The sequence below is a fragment of the Streptomyces sp. NPDC050988 genome (assembly GCF_044456225.1).
Taxonomy (GTDB): domain Bacteria; phylum Actinomycetota; class Actinomycetes; order Streptomycetales; family Streptomycetaceae; genus Streptomyces.
This window is the reverse complement of record NZ_JBITFQ010000053.1, coordinates 1-23247: the sequence shown is the minus strand read 5'-3', so window position 1 is coordinate 23247 and position 23247 is coordinate 1. Positions and strand designations below refer to the sequence as shown.

Sequence of the window (23247 nt, the reverse complement as noted above, 5' to 3'; positions counted from 1 at the left end):
ACACGGACACAGGTTCGACGAGGAGCGGTCACAGTGCAGCGCTGGCGTGGCTTGGAGGACATCCCCCAGGACTGGGGGCGCAGCGTCGTCACCATCGGCTCGTACGACGGGGTCCACCGCGGACACCAGTTGATCATCACGCATGCCGTGGAACGGGCGCGTGAGCTGGGCGTCCCGTCAGTGGTCGTCACCTTCGACCCGCACCCGAGCGAGGTCGTGCGCCCCGGCAGCCACCCGCCCCTGCTCGCCCCGCACCACCGCCGCGCCGAGCTGATGGCCGAGCTGGGTGTCGACGCGCTGCTCATCCTGCCCTTCACCACCGAGTTCTCGAAGCTGTCGCCCGCCGACTTCGTGGTGAAGGTCCTGGTCGACAAGCTGCACGCCAAGGCCGTCGTCGAGGGCCCCAACTTCCGCTTCGGCCACAAGGCCGCGGGCAACGTCGCCTTCCTCTCCGAGCAGGGCAAGACGTACGACTTCGAGGTCGAGGTGGTGGATCTCTACGTGACCGGTGAAGCCGGGGGCGGCGAGCCCTTCTCCTCCACGATGACCCGGCGGCTGGTCGCCGAGGGCGATGTCGAAGGGGCGCATGAGATCCTCGGCCGCCCGCACCGCGTCGAGGGCATCGTCGTCCGCGGCGCCCAGCGCGGCCGTGAGCTGGGCTTCCCCACGGCGAACGTCGAGACCCTCCCGCACACCGCGATCCCCGCCGACGGCGTCTACGCCGGGTGGCTGCACGCGCAGGGCGAGGCGATGCCGGCGGCGATCTCCGTCGGTACGAATCCGCAGTTCGACGGGACCGAGCGGACGGTTGAGGCTTACGCCATCGATCGGGTGGGGCTTGATCTGTACGGGTTGCACGTTGCCGTGGATTTTCTGGCCTTTGTGCGGGGGCAGGCGAAGTTCGACTCCATCGAGGCGTTGTTGGAAGCGATTGCCGACGACGTCAAGAAGTCGCGGGAGTTGATCGAGGCCTACGACGGCGGGCGGTAGGCGTCCCGCCGGGTGGTTGCTCGGCTGCGGGTTCGTCGTGGCTTGTCGCGCAGTTCCCCGCGCCCCTAATGGGTCGCCCAGTGGCATGCCACCTGTGCCCCGCCTCCTCCGTCCAGTACCGGTAGGTCCTCCCCTCTGCACGCGTTCGCGACGCCCGCTCGTTCGGCCTCGCCGATTGCCAGGATTTGGCAGCGGGCGTGGAAGCGGCAGCCGGTGGGGATGCGGGAGGGGTCGGGGGGCTCGCCGGTGAGGACGACCGGGGTGCCTGGGGCCTCGGGGAGGACCGACAACAGGGCCTGGGTGTAGGGGTGTTGAGGGGCCGTCAGGACGTCTTCCACCGCTCCCGTCTCGACGATCCTGCCCAGGTACATCACCGCGACCCGGTCCGCGATGTTCCACGCGAGGCCCAGGTCGTGGGTCACCACCAGGGCGGACAGGCCGAGTTCGGAGCGCAGTCGCAGGAGCAGGGCCAGGATCTCGCCGCGTACCGAAGCGTCGAGGGAGGCCACCGGCTCGTCGGCGACGATGAGTTCGGGCTCCAGGACGAGGGCGCCCGCGATGACGACACGCTGGCGCTGGCCGCCCGAGAGTTCGTGCGGGTAGCGCAGGAAGAAGCGCTCCGGGGGGCGAAGTCCCGCCCGGGAGAGGGCCATTGACACCGCCTCGCGTTCGTCGCCCGCGTATCGGTGGATGCGCAGGCCCTCGGCCACCGCGTCGTACACCGTGTGCCGGGGGTTGAGCGAGCCGCTCGGGTCCTGGAGGACCAGCTGGACGCGCTTGCGGTACGCCTTGAGGGCGCGGGAGGAGTAGTCGAGGGGGCGGCCCGCGAAGGTGACGCGGCCTGCCGTCGGTGGGACGAGGCCGAGGAGGGAGCGCGCGAGGGTCGTCTTGCCGCACCCCGACTCGCCGACCAGGGCGACGATCTCACCGGCCCGGATGTCGAGGTCCACTCCGTCGACGGCCCGCGCCCTGGCGGCGTCGCCGCGCCGGGCGGGGAACGTGACATGCAGGCCCTCGGCGCTCAGCAGGGGAGCGGAGGGAGCTTGGGGGACCGGCGGGACCGTCGCGGTCGTCGTCATGGGGTGCTCCTCGCTTCGTCGGCCACGGCCACCGGTCCCACGTGCACACAAGCCGCCTGTCGGCCCTCCGCCGCCGCCCGCAGCGCCTGGTCCTCCGCGGCACACGAGTCCAGCGCCACCGCGCACCGCGGATGGAACGTACAGCCGCTCGGGAGGGCCGCGGGGTCCGGTGGATCACCGGGCAGCCCGCGCGGCGCGAACCGCGAGCCGGCGTCCCCGATCCGCGGGAAGGCCGCCGACAGCGCCTGCCCGTAAGGGTGTTGGGCGTCCTCGTACACCTGCCGGGCCGGGCCCTCCTCCACCACCCGCCCGGCGTACATCACCGCGAGCCGGTCGCAGGTGTCGGACAGGACCGCCAGGTCGTGGCTGATCATCAAGAGCCCCAACTCCTGCTCGGAGACCAGCTGTTGGATCAGCCGCAGGATCTGCGCCTGGATCATCACGTCGAGCGCGGTCGTCGGTTCGTCGGCGATGACCAGACGGGGGTCGCAGGCCAGGGCCATCGCGATCATCACGCGCTGGCGCTGGCCGCCGGAGAGTTCGTGCGGATACGCGGAGGCCCGCGCCGCCGGAAGCCCCACCTGCTCCAGGAGTTCGCCGGCCTTCTTCCGCGCGCCCGCCGGGGTCGCCTTCCTGTGCAGCAGGATCGGCTCGGCGATCTGGTCGCCGACGCGGTGCACGGCGTTGAGGGAGTGCATCGCGCCCTGGAACACGATCGAGGCACCGGCCCAGCGGACCGCCCGTACTCGCCCCCACTTCATGGTCAGTACGTCCTCGCCGTCCAGGAGGATCTCCCCGGTCACCCGGGTCCCGGCCGGCAGCAGCCGCAGCAGCGCGAGCGCCAGAGTGGACTTGCCGCAGCCCGACTCACCCGCGATGCCGACCTTCTGGCCCGCGTTCACGGTGAGGTTCACCCCGCGCACGGCGGCCACTCCTCCGGCGTACGTCACCTCCAGGTCCCGTACGTCCAGCAGGGGTTGCGCGGTCGGCGTGCTCGGTGTCTTCAACGGGTCACCCCCAGCTTGGGGTTGAGGACGGACTCGACCGCGCGCCCGCACAGTGTGAAGGCGAGGGCCACGACGGCGATCGCGATACCCGGCGGCACGAGGTACCACCACTTCCCGGCGCTGACCGCGCCCGCCTCGCGCGCGTCCTGGAGCAGACCGCCCCAGGAGACGACCGTCGGGTCGCCGAGGCCGAGGAAGGCCAGCGTCGCCTCGGCGAGGATCGCGGAGGAGATGATCAGGGTCGTCTGCGCCAGGACGAGGGGCATGACGTTGGGCAGGACGTGCCGGGACATGACGTGCCAGTGGCCGCCGCCGAGCGCCCTGGCCCGCTCGATGTACGGCCGGGACTCCACGCCGAGGGTCTGCGCGCGCACCAGCCGTGCCGTCGTCGGCCAGGTCGTGACACCGATCGCCAGGATGATCGTGCCGAGCGAGCGGGACATCACGGTCGCGAGCGCGATCGCCAGGACCAGCGTCGGCATGACCAGGAACCAGTCCGTGATCCGCATCATCACCGTCGCGTACCAGCCGCGGAAGTGCCCCGCGGTGATCCCGATGAGCGCGCCGATCGCGACCGAGAGGACGGCCGCCAGCAGCCCGACCAGCAGGGAGACCCGCGATCCCCACACCACGAGCCCGAGCAGACTGCGCCCGAACTGGTCGGTGCCGAGCGGGAATTCGGCGCTCGGACTCTCCATGGGCCGCCCCGGCGCGTCCGTCACGCTCTGCACGTCCGAGCCGACGGTCAGCGGCGCGGTCAGCGCGATCAGCGCGAAGAGGGCGAGGGCCGACAGACCGAAGACGCCCGCCCGATGGGTGCGGTACCGCTGCCAGAAGCGGGCGGCGGAGCGTCGGCGGCGCTGCCACGCGAGGGCGCGGGGACCGGCCTTCTGCGGCGAGGGGGCTTCGGAGGGAGCCACCGGGGGGCTCGCCGGGGGAGGCGCCTCGGTGGCCATCGGCTCGTCCGGGTCCGTCGTCGTCATCGGCCCACCCTGGGGTCGAGCAGCGGATAGATCAGGTCGGCGAGCGTGTTCATCACGATCACCGCGGCGGCGAAGACGAAGAACAGCCCCTGCACCAGCGGCAGATCGGGCACGCTCAGCGCCTGGTAGAAAAGCCCGCCCAGGCCCGGCCAGGAGAAGACCGTCTCGACCAGGATCACGCCCGCGACGGTCCGGCCGAGGTTGATGAAGATCAGCGTCATCGTCGGCAGCAGCGCGTTCGGCACGGCATGGCGACGGCGTACGAGATCGTCCCGCAGCCCCTTGGCCCGCGCGGTCGTCAGATAGTCACTGCCCATCTCGTCCAGCAGCGCCGAGCGTGTGACCAGCAGCGTCTGCCCGTATTCGACCGCGACCAGCGTCACGACGGGCAGGACCAGGTGATGGGCGACATCGAGGACGTACGCGAAGCCCTGTTCGTCGCCGGACTCCATGCCGCCCGTCGGGAAGAGACCGGGGATCGGCCCGATGCCCACCGCGAAGACGATGATCAGCAGCAGCCCCAGCCAGAACGACGGGATGGAGTAGAGGGTCAGCGCCAGACCGGTGTTGAGCCGGTCGCCGATCCGGCCGTTGCGCCAGGCCGCCCGGGTGCCGAGGAAGATGCCGAGGGCCGTGTAGAGCACGAACGACGTGCCGGTGAGCAGCAGCGTGTTCGGGAGGGCCTCGGTGATCTTGTCGATGACGGGCGCCCGGAACTGGTACGACGTACCGAGATCGCCGGTCAGCGCCTTGCCGCAGTAGTCCGTGAACTGCTCCCACATGGGCAGATTGAGCCCGAACTCCCGCCGGTAGGCGGCGAGTTGCTCGGCCGAGACCTGACGTCCGCCGGTCATGAACTTCACCGGGTCGCCGGGGATCAGCCGGAAGAGGAAGAAGCTGGTGACGAGGACGGCGAGGAGCGAGACGGCCGCGCCGCCCAGCTTGCCCGCCACGTACCGGGGATATCCGGCGGTGGTGCGCGCCCGCGGCCCGCGGACCGACGCTCCGGCGGGGGCCGGACCGTCGGTCTTCCCGACCAGCGGGGGTGTCGCTTCAGCGGTCATGAACGGTTCTCAACTCTCGGCCACTCCCGACTGACTGGCTGGCTGTGCGCGGTACCGGGCCGCTACTCGCGGTCCTCGGCGGTGGCGCGGTGGCGCATCGCGAAGAACGCCCCGAGGCCCGCCAGGACGACGACACCCGCGACGATGCCGATGATGACGCCTGTCTGGCTGGAGTCGTCGGAGGACTCGCTGGCGGCGGCCGGAGTCGCCGACCACCAGCTCCAGTAGCCGTCCTGGCCGTAGATGTTGCCCGCGGCCTCCGGCATCTTCGTGATCGACGCGATCTGGTCGGTGCGGTAGGCCTCGACAGCGTTCGGGTACGCCATGACGTTCATGTACCCGGTGTCGTACAGCCGCGACTCCATCCGCTTGACGATCTCCGCCCGTTTGGCGGGGTCGTACTCGGCGAGCTGCTGCGCGTACAGCTCGTCGAACTTCTTGTCGCAGATGAAGTTGTCGGTCGCGCCGATGTCCTTGGGAGTCGCCGGGAGCGCGGAACAGGTGTGGATGGAGAGGACGAAGTCGGGGTCGGGGTTGACGGACCAACCGTCGAAGGCGAGGTCGTACTCGCCCGCCAGCCAGGGATCGCTCACGTTGTCCCGGCAGTCGAGCTCGACCCCGATGCCGAGCTTGCCCCACCACTCCTGGAGGTACTTCCCGACCGCCTTGTCCTGCGGGTCCGTCGCGTGGCAGAGAACGCGGTAGGTGATGGGCTTGCCGTTCTTGCCGACGAGCTTGCCGTCCCCGTTCTTCGGATAGCCGGCGTCCTTGAGGATCTGGGCCGCCTTCTCCGGGTCGTACGTGACCTTCTGACCGTCCGTCGGCTCCCAGTAGTACGTGGAGAAGCGCGGCGGGATGTATCCCTCGCCCTCCTGGGCATGGCCCTGGAAGACCTTGTCGACGACGGTCTGGCGGTCGACGGCCATGAACAGGGCCTGGCGGACCTTCTGGTCGAGCAGAGACGCGTGGCCGTCGCCGAACTTCTCGCCGTCCTTCGACTGCGCCCCCGGGTTGGTGGCGAGCGCGTAGAAGCGACGCCCCGGCGCGTCGTTGACCGTGACGTCCGCCTGCCCCTTGAGCGCCGCCGCCTGGGCGGGCGTGAGCCCGGAGACGAACGACACCTCGCCCTTCTGCAGGGCCGCGACCGCCGCGTCACCGTCCTTGTAGTACTTGAACACCAGCTCGTCGAACTTCGGAGCCCCGCGCCAGAACGACTTGTTGGGCTTCAGCCGTACGTAGCTGTCGGCCTTGTAGCCCGTGAGGATGAACGGGCCGTTGCCGACGACGGGGAAGGACTTGTCGTTGTTGAACTTCGAGAAGTCGTCGACCTTCTCCCAGACGTGCTTCGGCACGATCGGCACATCCAGCGCGGCCATGGTGGCCTGCGGCTTCTTCAGCTCGATGACGAGCTTCGTGGGGCTCGGGGCGGTGACCTTCTTGAAGTTCGCGACGAAGCTGCCGTTCGCGGTGGCCGCGCCCTCGTCGGTCATCATCGTGTTGAACGTCCACGCCGCGTCCTCGGCGGTGGCCTGCCTGCCGTCGGACCACTTGGAGTTGTCGCGGATCGTGTAGGTCCAGGTGAGCTTGTCCGCGGAGGGCTCCCACTTGGTGGCCAGACCCGGAACCGCGTGGTTGTCCTTCGGGTCGTAGTTGGTCAGGTACTCGTACGTGAGCCGGTGCATGCTCGTACTGACCAGCCGCGCCGCGAGGAACGGGCTCAGCGAGTCGACGCTCTGCGCCACCGCGACCGTGAGGACCTTCTTGCCGTCCGCCTCGGCCTGCTGGGGCGCCGGGTTGAGCGGGGTCACGAGACCGACCGTGAGGGTGAGGGCCGCAGCGCCGGCGGCCGCGAGGAGGCGCAGGACAGTGCCTCTCGCGCCGTACTGGTCGTGTGTGTCCATGGGTCGCTGACCTCGCGTCATCACTCGCACGGAGATGGGCTGTTGCACTGCTCGAACCGGTGACCGCGGCCGGGCAGATGTGAGTGTCTATCAGCGCCGGTCGGCACCCGTCAACGGCCCGGGAACCCCGTGTGGCCTGCGGAAATAACGAGTTGACGCTGATTTCACGGCCATTGGTCCATACCGGTGAAGGGGCCCTGGTGGGAGCGTGGCGACAGAGATCGTGGCTGGTGTGGTGGCGTTTTGGGCCGCGGTGGGTGGGGCGCGTCCCGGTGGTGTCCGGGGGTACGCGAAGGGCCCGCGCCGTGGGAAACGGGGCGGGCCCTTCGGGGTGGAACGGGAGTGGCGAGTTCGGCCGTATGGGTTACGGGTGACGCCGGTTACTGGTGGGGCGGCGGAGGTGGCGGGGTCTGACCCTGGGGGGTCTGGGGAGCTTGAGGGTCCTGGGCTCCCTGGTCCGCCTGCGGGGGCTGGTAGGGCTGCCCCGGCTGGAACTGCTGGCCCGGGGCCGGTGCCGGCGCGGGGGCGTTGGGGTTGAAGGGCTGGCCGGGGGCGACCGGGGCCGGGGGCTGCTGGAAGGGGGCGCCGGGCTGGGGCTGACCGGGGTGACCGGGCTGCTGGCCCGGCTGGGCGGGGGCGGGCTCGGGCTGCCAGCCCTGCGGGGCGGCGCCGGGGTGACCCTGCTGGCCGGGCTGAGCGTGCTGACCCGGCTGACCCGGTTGGGCGTGCTGCTGCTGAGGCGGCTGCGGGTAGCCGCCGGGCTGCGGCGGGGCGCCGTGCCCGTGCGGGGGCTGGGCCCCGGGCTGCTGCGGGTACGGCTGGCCCGGCTGCTGGGGCTGCTGCGGCGGATAGGGCTGACCCGGCTGCGCGGGCGGCTGGCCCTGCTGGGGGATCTGGCCCGGATACGGCTGCCCCGGCGCGGGTTGCCCCGGCATCGGCTGACCGGGCAGGGGCTGGCCCGGCATCGGAGGGGCGGCGACCGGCGGCGGGTTGCCGTCCGACGTCCACAGGCCCTGCGACTGCTGGTGCCGCGCGATGTCCTCGGCGACCAGTGCCGAGAGGTTGAAGTACGCCTCGCGCACCTTCGGCCGCATCATGTCGAGATTGACCTCGGCACCCGCCGCCAGATGCTCGTCGAACGGCACGACGATGACGCCCCGGCAGCGCGTCTCGAAGTGGCTGACGATGTCGTCCACCTTGATCATCTTGCCGGTCTCGCGCACCCCGGAGATGACGGTCAGGGACCGCGACACCAGATCCGCGTACCCGTGCGCCGACAGCCAGTCCAGCGTCGTACTGGCGCTGCTGGCACCGTCGACGGACGGCGTCGAGATGATGATGAGCTGGTCGGCGAGGTCCAGTACGCCGCGCATGGCGCTGTAGAGCAGGCCCGTACCCGAGTCGGTGAGGATGATCGGGTACTGCTTGCCGAGCACGTCGATCGCGCGCCGGTAGTCCTCGTCGTTGAACGTGGTGGAGACGGCCGGGTCGACGTCGTTGGCGATGATCTCCAGACCTGAGGGCGCCTGCGAGGTGAACCGCCGGATGTCCATGTACGAGTTGAGGTACGGGATCGCCTGGACGAGGTCACGGATGGTGGCCCCGGTCTCCCGGCGGACCCGGCGGCCGAGCGTACCGGCGTCCGGGTTGGCGTCGATGGCGAGGATCTTGTCCTGCCGCTCGGTGGCGAGCGTGGCGCCGAGCGCGGTGGTCGTGGTCGTCTTGCCCACACCGCCCTTGAGGCTGATGACGGCGATCCGATAGCACGACAGCACCGGCGTACGGATCAGTTCGAGCTTCCGCTGCCGCTCGGCCTCCTCCTTCTTCCCGCCGATCTTGAACCGGGAGGACCCGGCGGCGGGCCGACCGCTCTTCGCCTTCTGCTTCTTGTTGTTGAGCAGCCGGTCCGACGACAACTCCACGGCCGCCGTGTAGCCGAGCGGCGCCCCCGGATTGGTCCGCTGCCGCTGATCGTGCTGCACGGGCTGAGGCCAGGCGGTGCCGGTACGGGGGTCGACGGGGGGCTGCTGGCCGGGCTGGTGCTGTGGCTGCTGGGCTTGGGGCTGGACTGGAGCTTGGGCTTGGGCTTGGGCTTGGTGAGCCTGCGGCTGGTGGGCCTGCGGCTGGGGTACGCCGGGCTGGCCCGCGCCGGCATTCGGCTGGTGCGGTACGGGCTGCTGGTGGGGCTGCCCCTGGTGGGGGAGGGGCTGAGCGGCCGGCGGCTGGGCGACGGGCTGGTGAGGCGCGGCTGCCTGCTGCGGGCCCGGGGCCTGCGGGGCAGGCGCCTGGGGCGCGGGTGCCGGGGCCTGGGCGGCCGGCGGCTGCGGGAACCCGTAACCTCCCGGCTGGGCGGGCGGGTTGGGAGTCCCCGTCCCGGGCGGCGGGAATCCGTAGCCCGATCCGGCTTCGGCTCCGGCCGGCTGGTGGGGCACGTGCGGCGTCGCGGGGTTCGCGGCGGGAGCGGCGCCGGGCTGCGGGAATCCGTAACCGGGCTGCGGGCCGGGCGCGTTGGGGGTGTTCGGGGCGGGGGTTCCCGGCGGGGGGAACCCGTAACCGGCGGGCGGCTGCGCAGGTGCGCTGGGCCCGCTCTGCGACGGAGCGCCCTGCTGCGGGAATCCGTAACCAGGCTGCGGGCCGGGCGCGTTGGGGGTGTTCGGGGCGGGGGTCCCCTGCTGCGGAAAGCCGTAACCGGGAGCCTGCGCCGGGGCGTTCGGCGTCACCGGAGAGGGCTGAGCCGGAGAGGGCTGCTGGGGCGGCGTGGGAAGGCCCGGCTGCTGGAGGCCGTAGCCATCTTGGGGTGCCTGCGGCGCCTGCGGTGTCTGAGGTGCCGGGGGAGTGGGCTGGGCGGCGGCGGGACCGGACTGCGGGAAGCCGTAGCCGCCTTGGGGTGCCGGGGCCGGGTTCTGCTGACCAGGAGCAGGAGCAGGAGCAGGAGCAGGCGTCGGTGCGGGAGCCTGAGTCGGAGGCGTGGGCGCGGTCGAAGTTCCGGGCTGCGGGAAGCCGGGAGGGGCCTGCGCCGCAGGGGCCGCACCGGGGACGCTGTCCTGGGGCTCCGGAGTCGTACGGGGAATGCTGTCCTGCGGACCCGGAGCCGTACCCGGGGCGCTGAACTGCGGGAATCCGTAACCGCCCGGCTGCCCGGGAGCCGCCGGAGCAGCGGAGGCCGGCGCCGACGGGGTTACGTCAGCGGCGGGCGACGCGGTTGCAGGCGGAGCGTCGGCCGCCGCAGGCGTACCGGGCGTGGCGGGCCAGGCCGGCGGCGAAGGCTGCGGAGCCTGCGGCTGGAAGGGCTGCTGCCCCTGCGGCGGTACGGGCGGCTGAGCCGGAGCCTCCGCCGACGACGACCCGCCCTCACTCTCCGCGGACGCGGGCCACTGAGCGGCCGAGGCGGGGGCGGCAGGCTGGTACGAGGGCGGCAACGGCGGAAGCCCACCCTGCGGCACCGGCGGCGGAGCCCACGCGGGAGGCGTGTCCTGCACGGCGTCGGCCACGTCCACGGCGGGCTCGGGAACTACATCCTGAGGCTCGGCATCCTGGGGCCCGGCGTCTTGCGGCTCGGCGTCCTGAGGCTCGGCCTGGCTCGCGGGTGCAGCATCCTCCGGCTCAGAGTCCGAGTCAGAGCCCGCAGCCGTCTCCGGGGCCGCATCGCTCGGCTCCGCGTCCTGAGGGTCGTCGTCCGCCACAGGCACGGCATCGCTGACGTCAGCGGAGTCCTCGGCGTCGACGTCAACCTGATGCAGCTCGACAACCCCCACGGAATCGTCCGCGACGGCGTCCGCGTCTTCGTCGGCCGTGTCGATCGAGTCGGCCGTTTCGACCTCGTCCGACGCGTCGGCCTGACCGGAAACCGCGGCCACGCCCTCGGAGGCCGCCACCTCGGCTCCCTCGTCAACGCCATCCGCGTTGTCAACCACGTCGTCAACGTCGTCCACGCCGTCGTCGTCATCGGACTCACGCCCGAACGCCACCTCGACGACCTCCGCGTCGGAGTTGTCGTCCGAGTTTTGGGCATCGTCGACGGCGACCTCGTCCGAAGCCGCAGCTTCGGCGTCAGCCCGTTCCGAGACCTCCCTCTTCACAGCGACAGCGGAGATCCGCATGGTGGCGCCACTCTCGATGTCCCCGCTGTCTTCCTCGACCTCACCAGAGGGCTCATCGACCGGAGGCGCCACCGGCGGAGCCTGAAGGTTCGGCAGATTCGGCAGAGCGGCAGGCCCCGCGGGGGGCGTCTCGGGAGCCGGAGCCTGAGGCTCGAACCCACTCCCCACAGGCAACCGCGGCACGGCAGCCGCACCACTGTCAGGAGTAGAGGGGGGAACAGGAGCAGAAGGAGGCGGAACAGCAGCGGGCGGAGCAAAAGGCGCCCCGGGCGCGAAGGAAGGCACGGAAGCCGGCGAAACCGAGGGCGTCGCGGGCACCCCCGCAGCCGCCCCGTCCGCTCCGTTCGCCGGACCGGCCCCGTCGGTCGCGTCGGACCCGTCCGAGGCCTCCGCCTCGCCCGGCGCCTCTTCCTCCTCGACCGGAGCCGACGGAGTCGACGAAGCCGTCTCCGAACTCCCCGACGCGTTCTGCGTGTACCAGGCGGGAGGGGCGTAGTCGATGGTGAACTCGCCCGTCGTCTCGACGGCGGACTCCGCGTCGGACTGGTCATCGCCGGGTGTGGCCCAGCCCCCGCGGATCCCGTCCCGATCGCTGTTCACAATTCCTCCTGGTGTGGTCGAGCACCCTCATACCGAGCTGGGGCGACCGTTCCGATCGTCCGAGGCTGTCCATCGCGCCCCGGCTCCCCCTGTGCGACGCGGCGGTCCCGTCCCCGGGTTCTGCTGCCGCGCCCACCCCAGCCTAATCACCACAACCACCCCCACGGCAGGCCCGTCCACCCCTCCGGCCCCAGTCACCGCGTCACACCCTGCCCAGAAGTGACGTATGAACGGCCTTGTATGGACGGCAAAGTGGACAAAAGCGCGCTTAAGAAGCGCGCCCCCGGCTCACTGTGCAGCCCCCGGCGCAACGAAGCGGCACCCCGACACAACAAAGGGGACCGGTGGCATACAAGCCACCGGCCCCTCGCGCACTCGAAGGCTGCGCTACTCCGCGGAAACCCCGCCGTTGTGCGGCGCCGGCTCCAGATCGAACTCGCCGTCCCGCGCGCCCAGCACGAAGGCCCGCCACTCCGCCTCCGTGTACCGCAGGACCGTGTCCGGGTCGAGGGACGACCGCATGGCCACCGCACCCCCGGGCAGGTACGCGATCTCGACCCGCTCCTCGTGCTCCTCCGTACCCGGCGCGCTCTGCCATTCGACACCCGAGATGTCGAGGGCGTAGAGCTCGTCCTTCTCCCGCTCCTTGCGCGCCTTGACGTCCTTGTCCTCTGCCTCGGCCATGACGAAGCGACCCCTTCCCGACGTACGCATCCGACGTACGGCCCCGACCCGACGAACGAACTGTCGCGTCACCCTACTGGGACCGCGCCTGGCCTCCCGGGACTCCGGGAACCCCGGTCGGTGGGACCCCTACCTCCTGGTACGCTGTGTGACGGCCGTATGTGTACGCACCCCCGGACCGCCCCTCAGGGGCCCTGGAGGACGCGCCCAGCGGATCCCCGCCTCCCGAGTTACGGAAGCTCCCCTGAGATGTGGACCAGGGGCACTCGGTGGCTACTCAAAGACTACGAGGAGTACGCGTGTCGCTCGACGCCGCTACGAAGAAGCAGCTCATCACCGAGTTCGGTCAGAAGGAGGGCGACACCGGCTCCCCCGAGGTCCAGGTCGCGATGCTCTCGCGCCGTATCTCGGACCTGACCGAGCACCTCAAGACCCACAAGCACGACCACCACTCCCGTCGTGGTCTGCTCATCCTGGTCGGTCAGCGCCGTCGCCTCCTGCAGTACCTGGCGAAGAAGGACATCCAGCGCTTCCGTGCGCTGGTCGACCGCCTGGGCATCCGCCGCGGTGCGGCGGGCGCCAAGTAAGACGCCGTGAAGGGAGCGGTTCCCACTCTTAGGGGGCCGCTCCCTTTGCTGTACGTGCGGAGTGTCACCGCACCTTTGTAGTGTGGTAGCACGACGCAGTTTCACGAGGAGAAGTGCACCTCGCCGCCGCCGGTCCTCGGTAGTGGCTCCCGGGCGATGCGAACCCCGGGTGCTTCGATCGAAGACCGGCCCGCACCAGAAGGCGCGCTTCTCCGCCCACGTCCCCCCGCCACACGGGCGGATCGGGACAAAAGACGAAAAGTATCGGAGAAAACGCTAGTGGAGAACGAGACCCACTACGCCGAGGCCGTTATCGACAACGGATCCTTCGGCACCCGCACCATCCGCTTCGAGACGGGCCGCCTGGCCAAGCAGGCCGCCGGCTCCGCCGTGGCGTATCTGGACGACGACACCATGGTCCTGTCGGCCACCACAGCCTCCAAGAAGCCCAAGGAGAATCTCGACTTCTTCCCCCTCACGGTGGACGTCGAGGAGCGGATGTACGCCGCCGGCAAGATCCCCGGCAGCTTCTTCCGCCGCGAAGGCCGTCCCTCCGAGGACGCCATCCTCACCTGCCGTCTGATCGACCGCCCGCTGCGCCCGTCCTTCAAGAAGGGCCTGCGCAACGAGATCCAGGTCGTCGCCACGATCATGGCGCTCAACCCCGACCACCTGTACGACGTCGTCGCGATCAACGCGGCCTCCGCGTCCACGCAGCTGGCCGGTCTGCCCTTCTCCGGCCCGATCGGCGGCGTCCGCGTCGCGCTGATCAACGGCCAGTGGGTCGCGTTCCCGACGCACACCGAGCTCGAGGACGCCGTCTTCGACATGGTCGTCGCCGGTCGCGTCCTGGAGGACGGCGACGTCGCGATCATGATGGTCGAGGCCGAGGCCACCGAGAAGACCATCGCGCTGGTCGCGGGCGGCGCCGAGGCGCCGACCGAGGAGATCGTCGCCTCCGGTCTGGACGCCGCGAAGCCCTTCATCAAGGTGCTCTGCAAGGCCCAGGCCGACCTCGCTGCCAAGGCCGCCAAGCCCACCGGCGAGTTCCCGGTCTTCCTCGACTACCAGGACGACGTCCTGGAGGCCCTGACCGCCGCGGTCAAGAGCGAGCTCTCCCAGGCGCTCACCATCGCCGGCAAGCAGGACCGCGAGGCCGAGCTGGACCGCGTCAAGGAGATCGCCGCCGAGAAGCTGCTCCCGCAGTTCGAGGGCCGCGAGAAGGAGATCTCCGCCGCGTACCGCTCGCTGACCAAGTCCCTGGTCCGTGAGCGCGTCATCAAGGACAAGGTCCGCATCGACGGCCGCGGCGTCACGGACATCCGTACGCTCGCCGCCGAGGTCGAGGCCATCCCGCGCGTGCACGGCTCGGCGCTGTTCGAGCGTGGCGAGACCCAGATCCTGGGCGTCACCACCCTCAACATGCTCCGTATGGAGCAGCAGCTCGACACCCTGTCGCCGGTGACGCGCAAGCGCTACATGCACAACTACAACTTCCCGCCGTACTCCGTCGGCGAGACCGGCCGCGTCGGCTCCCCGAAGCGCCGCGAGATCGGCCACGGCGCGCTCGCCGAGCGCGCGATCGTCCCGGTCCTGCCCTCGCGCGAGGACTTCCCGTACGCGATCCGTCAGGTGTCCGAGGCCCTCGGCTCCAACGGCTCGACGTCCATGGGCTCGGTCTGCGCCTCCACCATGTCGCTGCTCAACGCCGGTGTGCCGCTGAAGGCCCCCGTCGCCGGTATCGCCATGGGCCTGATCTCCCAGGAGATCAACGGCGAGACGCACTACGTCGCCCTCACCGACATCCTCGGTGCGGAGGACGCCTTCGGCGACATGGACTTCAAGGTCGCCGGCACCAAGGAGTTCGTGACCGCCCTCCAGCTCGACACCAAGCTGGACGGCATCCCGGCCTCCGTCCTGGCCGCAGCCCTCAAGCAGGCCCGTGACGCCCGCCTCCACATCCTCGACGTGATGATGGAAGCGATCGACACGCCGGACGAGATGTCCCCCAACGCCCCGCGGATCATCACGGTCAAGATCCCCGTGGACAAGATCGGTGAGGTCATCGGCCCGAAGGGCAAGATGATCAACCAGATCCAGGAGGACACCGGCGCCGACATCACGATCGAGGACGACGGCACCATCTACATCGGTGCCGCCCAGGGCTCGCAGGCCGAGGCCGCCCGTGCCACGATCAACGGCATCGCGAACCCGACCATGCCGGAGGTCGGCGAGCGCTACCTGGGCACCGTCGTGAAGACGACGACCTTCGGTGCGTTCGTGTCACTGCTCCCGGGCAAGGACGGTCTGCTGCACATCTCGCAGATCCGCAAGCTCGCCGGCGGCAAGCGCGTGGAGAACGTCGAGGACGTCGTCGGTGTGGGCTCCAAGGTCCAGGTCGAGATCGCCGAGATCGACTCCCGCGGCAAGCTGTCCCTGATCCCGGTCATCGAGGGCGAAGAGAACGCCGACGACGACAAGAAGGACGACGGCGACAAGTGACGTCGAGCAGCTCCACGGCGACGGCCCGCATCTCCTCGGAGGCGCGGGCCGTCGCCCGTACCCAAACCCTGATCAAGGGCGAGAACGGCATCGGTACGGTCCGCAAGACCACCCTCCCGGGTGGCCTGCGCGTCGTCACCGAGACCCTGCCCTCCGTGCGCTCCGCCACCTTCGGCATCTGGGCGCACGTCGGCTCGCGCGACGAGACGCCGGCTCTGAACGGCGCCACGCACTACCTGGAACACCTCCTCTTCAAGGGCACGCAGCAGCGCAGCGCCCTGGACATCTCCTCCGCCATCGACGCGGTCGGCGGCGAGATGAACGCGTTCACGGCGAAGGAGTACACGTGCTACTACGCACGCGTACTCGACACCGACCTCCCGCTCGCCATCGACGTCGTCTGCGACATGCTCACGGGCTCGCTGATCCTCGAAGAGGACGTGAACGTCGAGCGGGGCGCGATCCTCGAAGAGATCGCCATGACGGAGGACGACCCGGGCGACTGTGTGCACGACCTGTTCGCGCACACCATGCTCGGCGACACCCCCCTCGGCCGTCCGGTCCTCGGCACGGTCGACACCGTCAACGCCCTCACCGCGGACCGCATCCGCCGCTTCTACAAGAAGCACTACGACCCGACCCACCTCGTGGTCGCCGCCGCCGGAAACGTCGACCACAACAAGGTCGTACGCCAGGTCCGCGCCGCCTTCGAGAAGTCGGGCGCCCTCAAGCAGCCCGACGCGACCCCGATCGCCCCGCGCGACGGCTCCCGCTCCATCCGTACGGCGGGCCGCGTCGAGCTCCTCGGCCGCAAGACCGAGCAGGCCCACATCGTCCTCGGCATGCCGGGCCTGGCCCGCACGGACGAGCGCCGCTGGGCCCTGGGCGTCCTGAACACCGCGCTGGGCGGCGGCATGTCCTCGCGCCTCTTCCAGGAAGTTCGCGAGAAGCGCGGCCTCGCCTACAGCGTGTACTCGTACACCTCGGGCTTCGCCGACTGCGGTCTCTTCGGTGTGTACGCGGGCTGCCGCCCGAGCCAGGTGCACGACGTGCTGAAGATCTGCCGTGACGAACTCGATCAGGTCGCCGAGCACGGCCTGTCGGACGACGAGATCGGCCGCGCCATCGGCCAGCTCCGCGGCTCCACGGTCCTCGGCCTGGAGGACACGGGCGCGCTCATGAACCGTATCGGCAAGAGCGAACTGTGCTGGGGCGAGCAGATGTCCGTCGACGACATGCTGACCCGGATCGCCTCGGTCACCCCGGACGACGTACGGGAGGTGGCGCGCGAGATCCTGGGACAGCGGCCCTCGCTGTCGGTCATCGGCCCGCTGAAGGACAAACAGGCTTCCCGTCTGCACGAAGCGGTCGCGTAACTCCCGAATCCGGTAAGGAAGCAAGAAGATGAGCAAGCTGCGCGTGGCGGTCCTCGGTGCCAAGGGCCGCATCGGTTCCGAGGCGGTACGAGCCGTCGAGGCGGCCGTGGACCTGGAGCTGGTGGCGGCCCTCGGCCGCGACGACAAGCTGGAGACGCTGGTGGACGCCGACGCCCAGGTCGTCGTCGAGCTGACCACGCCCGCCTCGGTCATGGGCAACCTCGACTTCTGCGTCCGCCACGGCATCCACGCCGTGGTCGGCACGACGGGCTGGACCGACGAGCGCCTCGCGCAGCTGAACACCTCGCTCGCCGCCTCACCGGAGACGGGCGTGCTCATCGCCCCGAACTTCTCCATCGGCGCCGTTCTCACGATGAAGTTCGCGCAGGTGGCCGCGCCGTACTTCGAGTCCGTCGAGGTCATCGAGCTGCACCACCCGAACAAGGTGGACGCCCCGAGCGGCACCGCGCACCGCACCGCCCAGCTCATCGCCGCCGCCCGTCAGCGAGCGGACCGCGCCCCTCAGCCCGACGCCACGGTCACGGCCCTGGACGGCTCCCGCGGCGCGGACATCGACGGCGTCCCGGTGCACTCGGTCCGCATGCGCGGCCTGCTGGCCCACCAGGAGGTGCTGCTCGGCGCCGACGGCGAGACCCTCACCATCCGCCACGACTCCCTCCACCACAGCAGCTTCATGCCGGGCATCCTGCTCGGCGTACGCCGCGTCGTGGACACCCCGGGCCTCACCTTCGGCCTGGAACACTTCCTGGATCTGAAGTAACCGCCATGGGCGCGAAGATCACATACACCGTCACGGCCGCCGTCCTGGTCGTCTACTTCGTCCTGGTCGGCAGCCGCGGGGTGATGCTCATACAGAGCGGCACCCTGCTCACCGTCACCTTCGGCGTCGCCGTCCTCATCCTGCCGGTGATCGGCATCTGGTTCCTCTGGAAGAACACCCAGTTCGTCAGCAGGGCCAATCGGCTCGCCGCCGAGCTCGACGCCGAAGGCGGCCTGCCCGTCGACGAGTTGAAGCGCACCCCGGCCGGCCGGATCGACCGCGACTCGGCCGACGAGGTCTTCGCCAGGCGCAAGGCCGAGACCGAGGACGCCCCCGACGACTGGCGCAGCTGGTTCCGGCTGGCCATCGCCTACCACGACGCCCGTGACACCCCCCGGGCCCGCAAGGCGATGCAGCACGCGATCGCCCTGCACGACGGGAAACCCGTACGGGCCTGAGGCACGCACACAGACACGGTGAAGGGGCCGGTCCGCACCTGCGGACCGGCCCCTTCACCGTGTCGACTGTCTGTGTGTGCTGACGGTCAGGCGTGCCCGCGGTACTCGTCCGCCCACACCTCGACGCCGTCCGCGGCCCGGTCGAACGCGTCGGGGCGCCCGAGGAAGTCCGCGTTGTGCGTGGTCAGCAGCTGTGTCGGCTCGGCACCGGAGCGGTCGCCGCTGATGAGGACGAGCGCCTGCCCCTGCACCGTGCGCGGCAGCCCGAGCCAGCGCACCGGCTGCTGGACCGTCCGCACCGTCTGGACCTTCGCCCACGGGGTCGTGCTCGTGATCAGGAAGCGGACCCGGCGCAGCCCGTACGCGCTCACCCACGCGCCCATACGCAGCAGCCGCAGGGCACAGACGATGACGAGCGCCGCGAGCCCCAGGAACACCGCGCCACCGGACCGATTGCCGGCCGCCGCGACGATGACCGCCGCGAACAGCACGTACGACGCGAGCAGCAGCAGAAGCGCCGCCGCGGCGACGCGCCACGGTCCGGGCCGGTAGGGGCGTCGCCACTGGTCGCGATCGTCGAACGGCAGCGCGAGATCCTCGCCCGCCTCGTCGAAAGCACGATCGGCGGTCAGAAAGGGCAGGGGCACGACTGATCCTCACTCAATCCACGCATGGACTATGCCCGGTGAGGCTACCTAGCGGGATCTCCGGTCACCACCCTCGGGGGTCCATGGGGGTGCTCCCAGGCCATCCGGGCAGCGGGGAGGGTCAACGGCCCTGCGACGCGTCCGACTGCTGCGTATGCGCAGGTGAGCTGTCGGCCTGGAGGGCGGGCGTCCCTATGAGCAGGGAGCCCACGAGGCCCGCGACCACGGTGAGGCCTATGAGCCATCGGCCCGCCAGCTCGCCGGCGGAGGCCCGCTGACGCGGTGGGGGAGTGACATTGCTGCGGAACCTGTCGGCTTCGGCGATGAAGGCGAACGGAACGGGCTCGCGCCGACGAAACATGAAGTGCGCTTCTCCTCTGGAGGCTCGAACGAATCACTGTCACCAATACAGACGAGCGAGAGCCCCAATTGGTGCCCGGTTTCACCGACTTCGCAGAAGTTGGGCGAAGAATGTCGCAGCACGGCACCGAACGCCCCGTTGTCAGTGCCGGGCCGTAGAGTGGACGCCGCCCGAGCCAGTGATGGGAAGGACCCTCCAAGCCGTGACCGACACACCCGCCGACGACCTCAAGCCCAGCTTCCGCAGCGATGTCACCGTCGAGCTGGTCAAGCACACCGCCTCCGACTCCGACGTGCTGTTCGCCGCCCGCGTCTCGACGGTCGGGGAGCAGTCCCTGGAAGAGCTGCAGAAGGACCCGGAGCGCTCGAAGGGCCTGATCAACTACCTGATGCGGGACCGGCACGGCAGCCCCTTCGAGCACAACTCGATGACGTTCTTCATCAACGCCCCGATCTTCGTCTTCCGCGAGTTCATGCGCCACCGCGTCGGCTGGTCGTACAACGAGGAGTCGGGCCGGTACAGGGAGCTCCAGCCGGTCTTCTATGTCCCGGGTGAGTCCCGCAAGCTGGTCCAGGAGGGCCGCCCCGGCAAGTACGTCTTCGTGGACGGCACCCAGGCCCAGCAGGAGCTGACGGGCCGCGTCATGGAGGATTCGTACCGCCGGGCGTACGAGGCGTACCAGGAGATGCTCGCCGCCGGCGTGGCCCGCGAGGTGGCCCGCGCGGTCCTCCCGGTCGGCCTCTTCTCGTCGATGTACGCGACGTGCAACGCCCGCTCGCTGATGCACTTCCTCGGCCTGCGCACCCAGCACGAGCTGGCGAAGGTCCCGTCCTTCCCCCAGCGGGAGATCGAGATGGTCGGCGAGAAGATGGAAGCCGAATGGGCCCGGCTCATGCCCCTCACGTACGCCGCCTTCAATGCCAACGGGCGCGTGGCGCCGTAACGCACCTCCGTCACCCGGTCGGGCACATGTGTACGGGTCAACCATGCGAAGTGTCCGTATTGCGGCATTTCGAGAAGTTCATCTAGCCTGATCAAACGGACCCGGCGCTGCTTGAACCCCCGAGCAGGCAGTGCCGGGCTCCTCCTTTGTCGTGACTTGTCACCGCCCCCGAGGGCAGACCGCACGTTGAGCAGCGAGTAGCGTGTTACCCATGGCTCCGACCTCCACTCCGCAGACCCCCTTCGGGCGGGTCCTCACCGCCATGGTCACGCCCTTCGCGGCGGACGGCGCACTCGACCTCGACGGCGCTCAGCGGCTCGCCACCCACCTGGTGGACGCAGGCAACGACGGCCTGATCGTCAACGGCACCACCGGCGAGTCCCCGACCACCAGCAACGCGGAGAAAGCGGATCTCGTACGAGCCGTACTGGAGGCGGTCGGCGACCGAGCCCACGTCGTCGCGGGCGTCGGCACCAACGACACGCGCCACAGCGTCGAGCTGGCCCGGTCGGCCGAGAAGGTCGGCGCACACGGTCTCCTGACCGTCACGCCGTACTACAACAAGCCCCCGCAGGAGGGCCTGTACCAGCACTTCAAGGTCATCGCCGACGCGACCGAACTGCCGGTGATGCTGTACGACATCCCCGGCCGCAGCGGCGTCCCGATCAACACGGAAACGCTGGTGCGTCTGGCCGAGCACCCGCGTATCGTCGCCAACAAGGACGCCAAGGGCGACCTGGGCCGCGCCAGCTGGGCCATCGCCAGCTCCGGCCTCGCCTGGTACTCCGGCGACGACATGCTGAACCTCCCGCTGCTCTCCGTGGGCGCGGTCGGCTTCGTCTCCGTCGTCGGTCACGTCGTCACCCCCGAGCTGCGGGCCATGATCGACGCGTACGTCAGCGGCGACGTCCAGAAGGCCACCGAGATCCACCAGAAGCTGCTCCCGGTCTTCACCGGCATGTTCCGCACACAGGGCGTCATGACGACCAAGGCCGCGCTCGCCCTCCAGGGCCTGCCCGCCGGACCGCTGCGTCTGCCCATGGTCGGCCTGTCACCCGAGGAGACCGCCCAGCTCAAGATCGATCTTGCCGCCGGCGGGGTACAGCTCTAACCACAGACTTCACAACTGAATACGCACGACCAGCAGGCCGGAGGGCCTGCTCCACCAGACAACTGCTACTGCACGAACGTCACGCGCGCCACGTGCCCTGCCAGGTACGTGGCGCGTGTGGTGAGGAGAGTCTTTTGAGTCATCCGCATCCTGAACTCGGCGCTCCGCCGGTCCTCCCGAAGGGCGGCCTGCGGGTCACCCCGCTCGGCGGGCTCGGTGAAATCGGCCGAAACATGACGGTCTTCGAGTACGGAGGCCGTCTTCTGATCGTCGACTGCGGCGTGCTCTTCCCGGAGGAGGAGCAGCCCGGAATCGACCTGATCCTGCCGGACTTCAGTTCCGTCAGGGACCGCCTCGACGACATCGAGGGCATCGTCCTCACCCATGGTCACGAGGACCACATCGGCGGCGTCCCCTTCCTCCTGCGCGAGAAGCCGGACATTCCGCTCATCGGCTCCAAGCTGACCCTCGCCCTCATCGAGGCGAAGCTCCAGGAGCACCGCATCCGTCCGTACACGCTCGAAGTCGCGGAGGGCCACCGAGAGCGCATCGGTCCCTTCGACTGCGAGTTCGTCGCGGTCAACCACTCCATCCCGGACGCCCTCGCGGTCGCGATCCGCACCCCCGCGGGCATGGTCGTCCACACCGGCGACTTCAAGATGGACCAGCTTCCGCTGGACGGTCGTCTGACAGATCTACACGCGTTCGCGCGTCTGAGCGAGGAGGGCATCGACCTCCTCCTCTCGGACTCCACGAACGCCGAGGTCCCGGGATTCGTCCCGCCCGAGCGCGACATCTCGAACGTGCTGCGCCAGGTCTTCGCCGGCGCCGGCAAGCGGATCATCGTGGCCAGCTTCGCCAGCCACGTCCACCGCATCCAGCAGATCCTCGACGCCGCCCACGAGTACGGCCGCCGGGTCGCCTTCGTCGGCCGCTCGATGGTCCGCAACATGGGCATCGCGAGAGACCTGGGCTATCTGAAGGTCCCGCCGGGCCTGGTCGTCGACGTCAAGACGCTCGACGACCTCCCGGACCGAGAGATCGTCCTCGTCTGTACGGGCTCACAGGGCGAGCCGATGGCCGCGCTGTCCCGCATGGCGAACCGCGACCACCAGATCCGCATCGTCCAGGGCGACACGGTGATCCTGGCGTCGTCGCTCATCCCGGGCAACGAGAACGCGGTCTACCGCGTCATCAACGGCCTGACCCGCTGGGGCGCCAACGTCGTCCACAAGGGCAACGCCAAGGTGCACGTCTCGGGCCACGCGTCCGCGGGCGAGCTCCTGTACTTCTACAACATCTGCAAGCCGCGCAACCTGATGCCGGTCCACGGCGAATGGCGCCACCTGCGCGCCAACGCCGAGCTGGGCGCCCTCACCGGCGTCCCGCACGACCGGATCGTCATCGCCGAGGACGGCGTCGTCGTCGACCTCGTCGAAGGCAAGGCCAAGATCTCCGGCAAGGTCCAGGCGGGATACGTGTACGTCGACGGCCTCTCGGTCGGCGATGTCGGAGAGCCCGCGCTCAAGGACCGCAAGATCCTCGGAGACGAGGGCATCATCTCGGTCTTCGTGGTGATGGACTCCAGCACGGGCAAGATCACCGGCGGTCCGCACATCCAGGCCCGCGGCTCGGGCATCGACGACTCCGCCTTCGCCGACGTCCTCCCGAGGATCAACGAGGTCCTGGAGAGGTCGGCCCAGGACGGCGTCGTCGAACCCCACCAGATGCAGCAGCTCATCCGCCGCACGCTGGGCAAATGGGTCTCCGACAACTACCGCCGCCGGCCGATGATCCTGCCGGTCGTGGTCGAGGTTTGAGCACCTCGTACGCGTGAACCCGGAGCGGGGCCCCTCGATTTGCATCGGGGCGCCCCGCTCCAGTACGTTTACGGCTCCGCCTGAAGGGGAACCCGGCGCAACTGTGCGTCCGGACCACCCCGACCGGGGCGGGAATTCCGACTCAGAACTTCTGATAAAGTCGGAACCGCCGGAAAGGGAAACGCGAAAGCGAAAACCTGGAAAGCACCGAGGAAATCGGATCGGAAAACGGTCTGATAGAGTCGGAAACGCA

The 23247-nt window shown here is 69.9% G+C and carries 18 protein-coding genes and 1 pseudogene; 9 read left to right on the top strand and 10 right to left on the bottom strand.

Translation table 11 applies throughout. The annotated features are described in order from the left end of the window. Positions 1–33 precede the first annotated feature (33 nt). Positions 34–990, top strand: a complete 957-nt coding sequence (locus tag ACIBEI_RS48670; protein WP_398897884.1) for a bifunctional riboflavin kinase/FAD synthetase — start codon at positions 34–36, stop codon at positions 988–990. Positions 991–1055: 65 nt separating this feature from the next. Here ACIBEI_RS48670 and ACIBEI_RS48665 read toward each other — a convergent pair whose 3' ends face one another. The 8 genes and pseudogenes from ACIBEI_RS48665 to ACIBEI_RS48630 form a co-directional block, all read right to left on the bottom strand. Then, positions 1056–2069: an ABC transporter ATP-binding protein gene (locus ACIBEI_RS48665; RefSeq protein ID WP_398897883.1), complete on the bottom strand. Its 1014-nt coding sequence runs from the start codon at positions 2067–2069 to the stop codon at positions 1056–1058. Next, complete coding sequence (locus tag ACIBEI_RS48660) at positions 2066–3076, bottom strand: ABC transporter ATP-binding protein (protein WP_398897881.1); 1011 nt, start codon at positions 3074–3076, stop codon at positions 2066–2068. Before ACIBEI_RS48660 ends, ACIBEI_RS48665 begins: the two co-directional genes overlap by 4 nt. Continuing rightward, positions 3073–4032 (bottom strand): ABC transporter permease, encoded by a 960-nt coding sequence (locus ACIBEI_RS48655; RefSeq protein ID WP_398897892.1) that lies wholly within the window; start codon positions 4030–4032, stop codon positions 3073–3075. Before ACIBEI_RS48655 ends, ACIBEI_RS48660 begins: the two co-directional genes overlap by 4 nt. A 23-nt stretch (positions 4033–4055) precedes the next feature. Continuing rightward, positions 4056–5123 carry an ABC transporter permease gene (locus ACIBEI_RS48650; protein ID WP_398897880.1) on the bottom strand — a complete coding sequence of 356 codons (1068 nt, stop codon included), beginning with the start codon at positions 5121–5123 and terminating at the stop codon, positions 4056–4058. A 62-nt stretch (positions 5124–5185) separates the two neighbouring features. Beyond that, a complete protein-coding gene (locus ACIBEI_RS48645; RefSeq protein WP_398897879.1) occupies positions 5186–7024 on the bottom strand; it encodes an ABC transporter substrate-binding protein in 1839 nt (612 codons plus the stop codon). Positions 7025–7404: 380 nt separating this feature from the next. After that, complete coding sequence (locus ACIBEI_RS48640; protein ID WP_398897891.1) at positions 7405–11196, bottom strand: AAA family ATPase; 3792 nt, start codon at positions 11194–11196, stop codon at positions 7405–7407. A gap of 399 nt (positions 11197–11595) precedes the next feature. Continuing rightward, positions 11596–11724 (bottom strand): annotated as a pseudogene (locus ACIBEI_RS48635) (SCO5717 family growth-regulating ATPase); the annotation flags it as partial. Between the two features lie 387 nt (positions 11725–12111). Continuing rightward, positions 12112–12408, bottom strand: a complete 297-nt coding sequence (locus tag ACIBEI_RS48630) for a DUF397 domain-containing protein (RefSeq protein ID WP_151481659.1) — start codon at positions 12406–12408, stop codon at positions 12112–12114. 299 nt (positions 12409–12707) lie between these two features. Here ACIBEI_RS48630 and rpsO point away from each other — a divergent pair, with 299 nt between their 5' ends. The 5 genes from rpsO to ACIBEI_RS48605 all read left to right on the top strand — a co-directional run bounded on the left by rpsO (position 12708) and on the right by ACIBEI_RS48605 (position 18112). Then, entirely contained in the window at positions 12708–12995 is a 288-nt protein-coding gene (gene rpsO / locus ACIBEI_RS48625; RefSeq protein ID WP_019075416.1) for a 30S ribosomal protein S15, read from the top strand. Between the two features lie 279 nt (positions 12996–13274). Further along, positions 13275–15497: a polyribonucleotide nucleotidyltransferase gene (locus ACIBEI_RS48620; protein WP_398897877.1), complete on the top strand. Its 2223-nt coding sequence runs from the start codon at positions 13275–13277 to the stop codon at positions 15495–15497. Then, positions 15494–16873 carry a M16 family metallopeptidase gene (locus tag ACIBEI_RS48615; RefSeq protein ID WP_398897875.1) on the top strand — a complete coding sequence of 460 codons (1380 nt, stop codon included), beginning with the start codon at positions 15494–15496 and terminating at the stop codon, positions 16871–16873. The genes ACIBEI_RS48620 and ACIBEI_RS48615 overlap by 4 nt, the downstream gene beginning before the upstream one ends. 28 nt (positions 16874–16901) lie before the next feature. Beyond that, on the top strand, positions 16902–17654 hold the full coding sequence (dapB, locus tag ACIBEI_RS48610) for a 4-hydroxy-tetrahydrodipicolinate reductase (RefSeq protein ID WP_398897874.1): 753 nt from the start codon (positions 16902–16904) through the stop codon (positions 17652–17654). Between the two features lie 5 nt (positions 17655–17659). Further along, positions 17660–18112: a hypothetical protein gene (locus tag ACIBEI_RS48605; RefSeq protein ID WP_398897873.1), complete on the top strand. Its 453-nt coding sequence runs from the start codon at positions 17660–17662 to the stop codon at positions 18110–18112. A gap of 86 nt (positions 18113–18198) precedes the next feature. Here ACIBEI_RS48605 and ACIBEI_RS48600 read toward each other — a convergent pair whose 3' ends face one another. Both ACIBEI_RS48600 and ACIBEI_RS48595 read right to left on the bottom strand, forming a co-directional pair. Next, complete coding sequence (locus ACIBEI_RS48600) at positions 18199–18759, bottom strand: hypothetical protein (RefSeq protein ID WP_398897871.1); 561 nt, start codon at positions 18757–18759, stop codon at positions 18199–18201. Between the two features lie 121 nt (positions 18760–18880). Next, positions 18881–19120: a hypothetical protein gene (locus tag ACIBEI_RS48595; RefSeq protein ID WP_398897870.1), complete on the bottom strand. Its 240-nt coding sequence runs from the start codon at positions 19118–19120 to the stop codon at positions 18881–18883. Between the two features lie 202 nt (positions 19121–19322). Between ACIBEI_RS48595 and thyX the strand changes: the two genes are divergently transcribed. The 3 genes from thyX to ACIBEI_RS48580 all read left to right on the top strand — a co-directional run bounded on the left by thyX (position 19323) and on the right by ACIBEI_RS48580 (position 22994). After that, complete coding sequence (gene thyX, locus ACIBEI_RS48590) at positions 19323–20063, top strand: FAD-dependent thymidylate synthase (RefSeq protein WP_398897868.1); 741 nt, start codon at positions 19323–19325, stop codon at positions 20061–20063. 211 nt (positions 20064–20274) lie between these two features. Then, entirely contained in the window at positions 20275–21174 is a 900-nt protein-coding gene (gene dapA / locus ACIBEI_RS48585; RefSeq protein ID WP_055615916.1) for a 4-hydroxy-tetrahydrodipicolinate synthase, read from the top strand. 134 nt (positions 21175–21308) lie between these two features. Beyond that, positions 21309–22994: a ribonuclease J gene (locus ACIBEI_RS48580; RefSeq protein ID WP_398897866.1), complete on the top strand. Its 1686-nt coding sequence runs from the start codon at positions 21309–21311 to the stop codon at positions 22992–22994. The last annotated feature ends 253 nt before the right edge of the window (positions 22995–23247 follow it).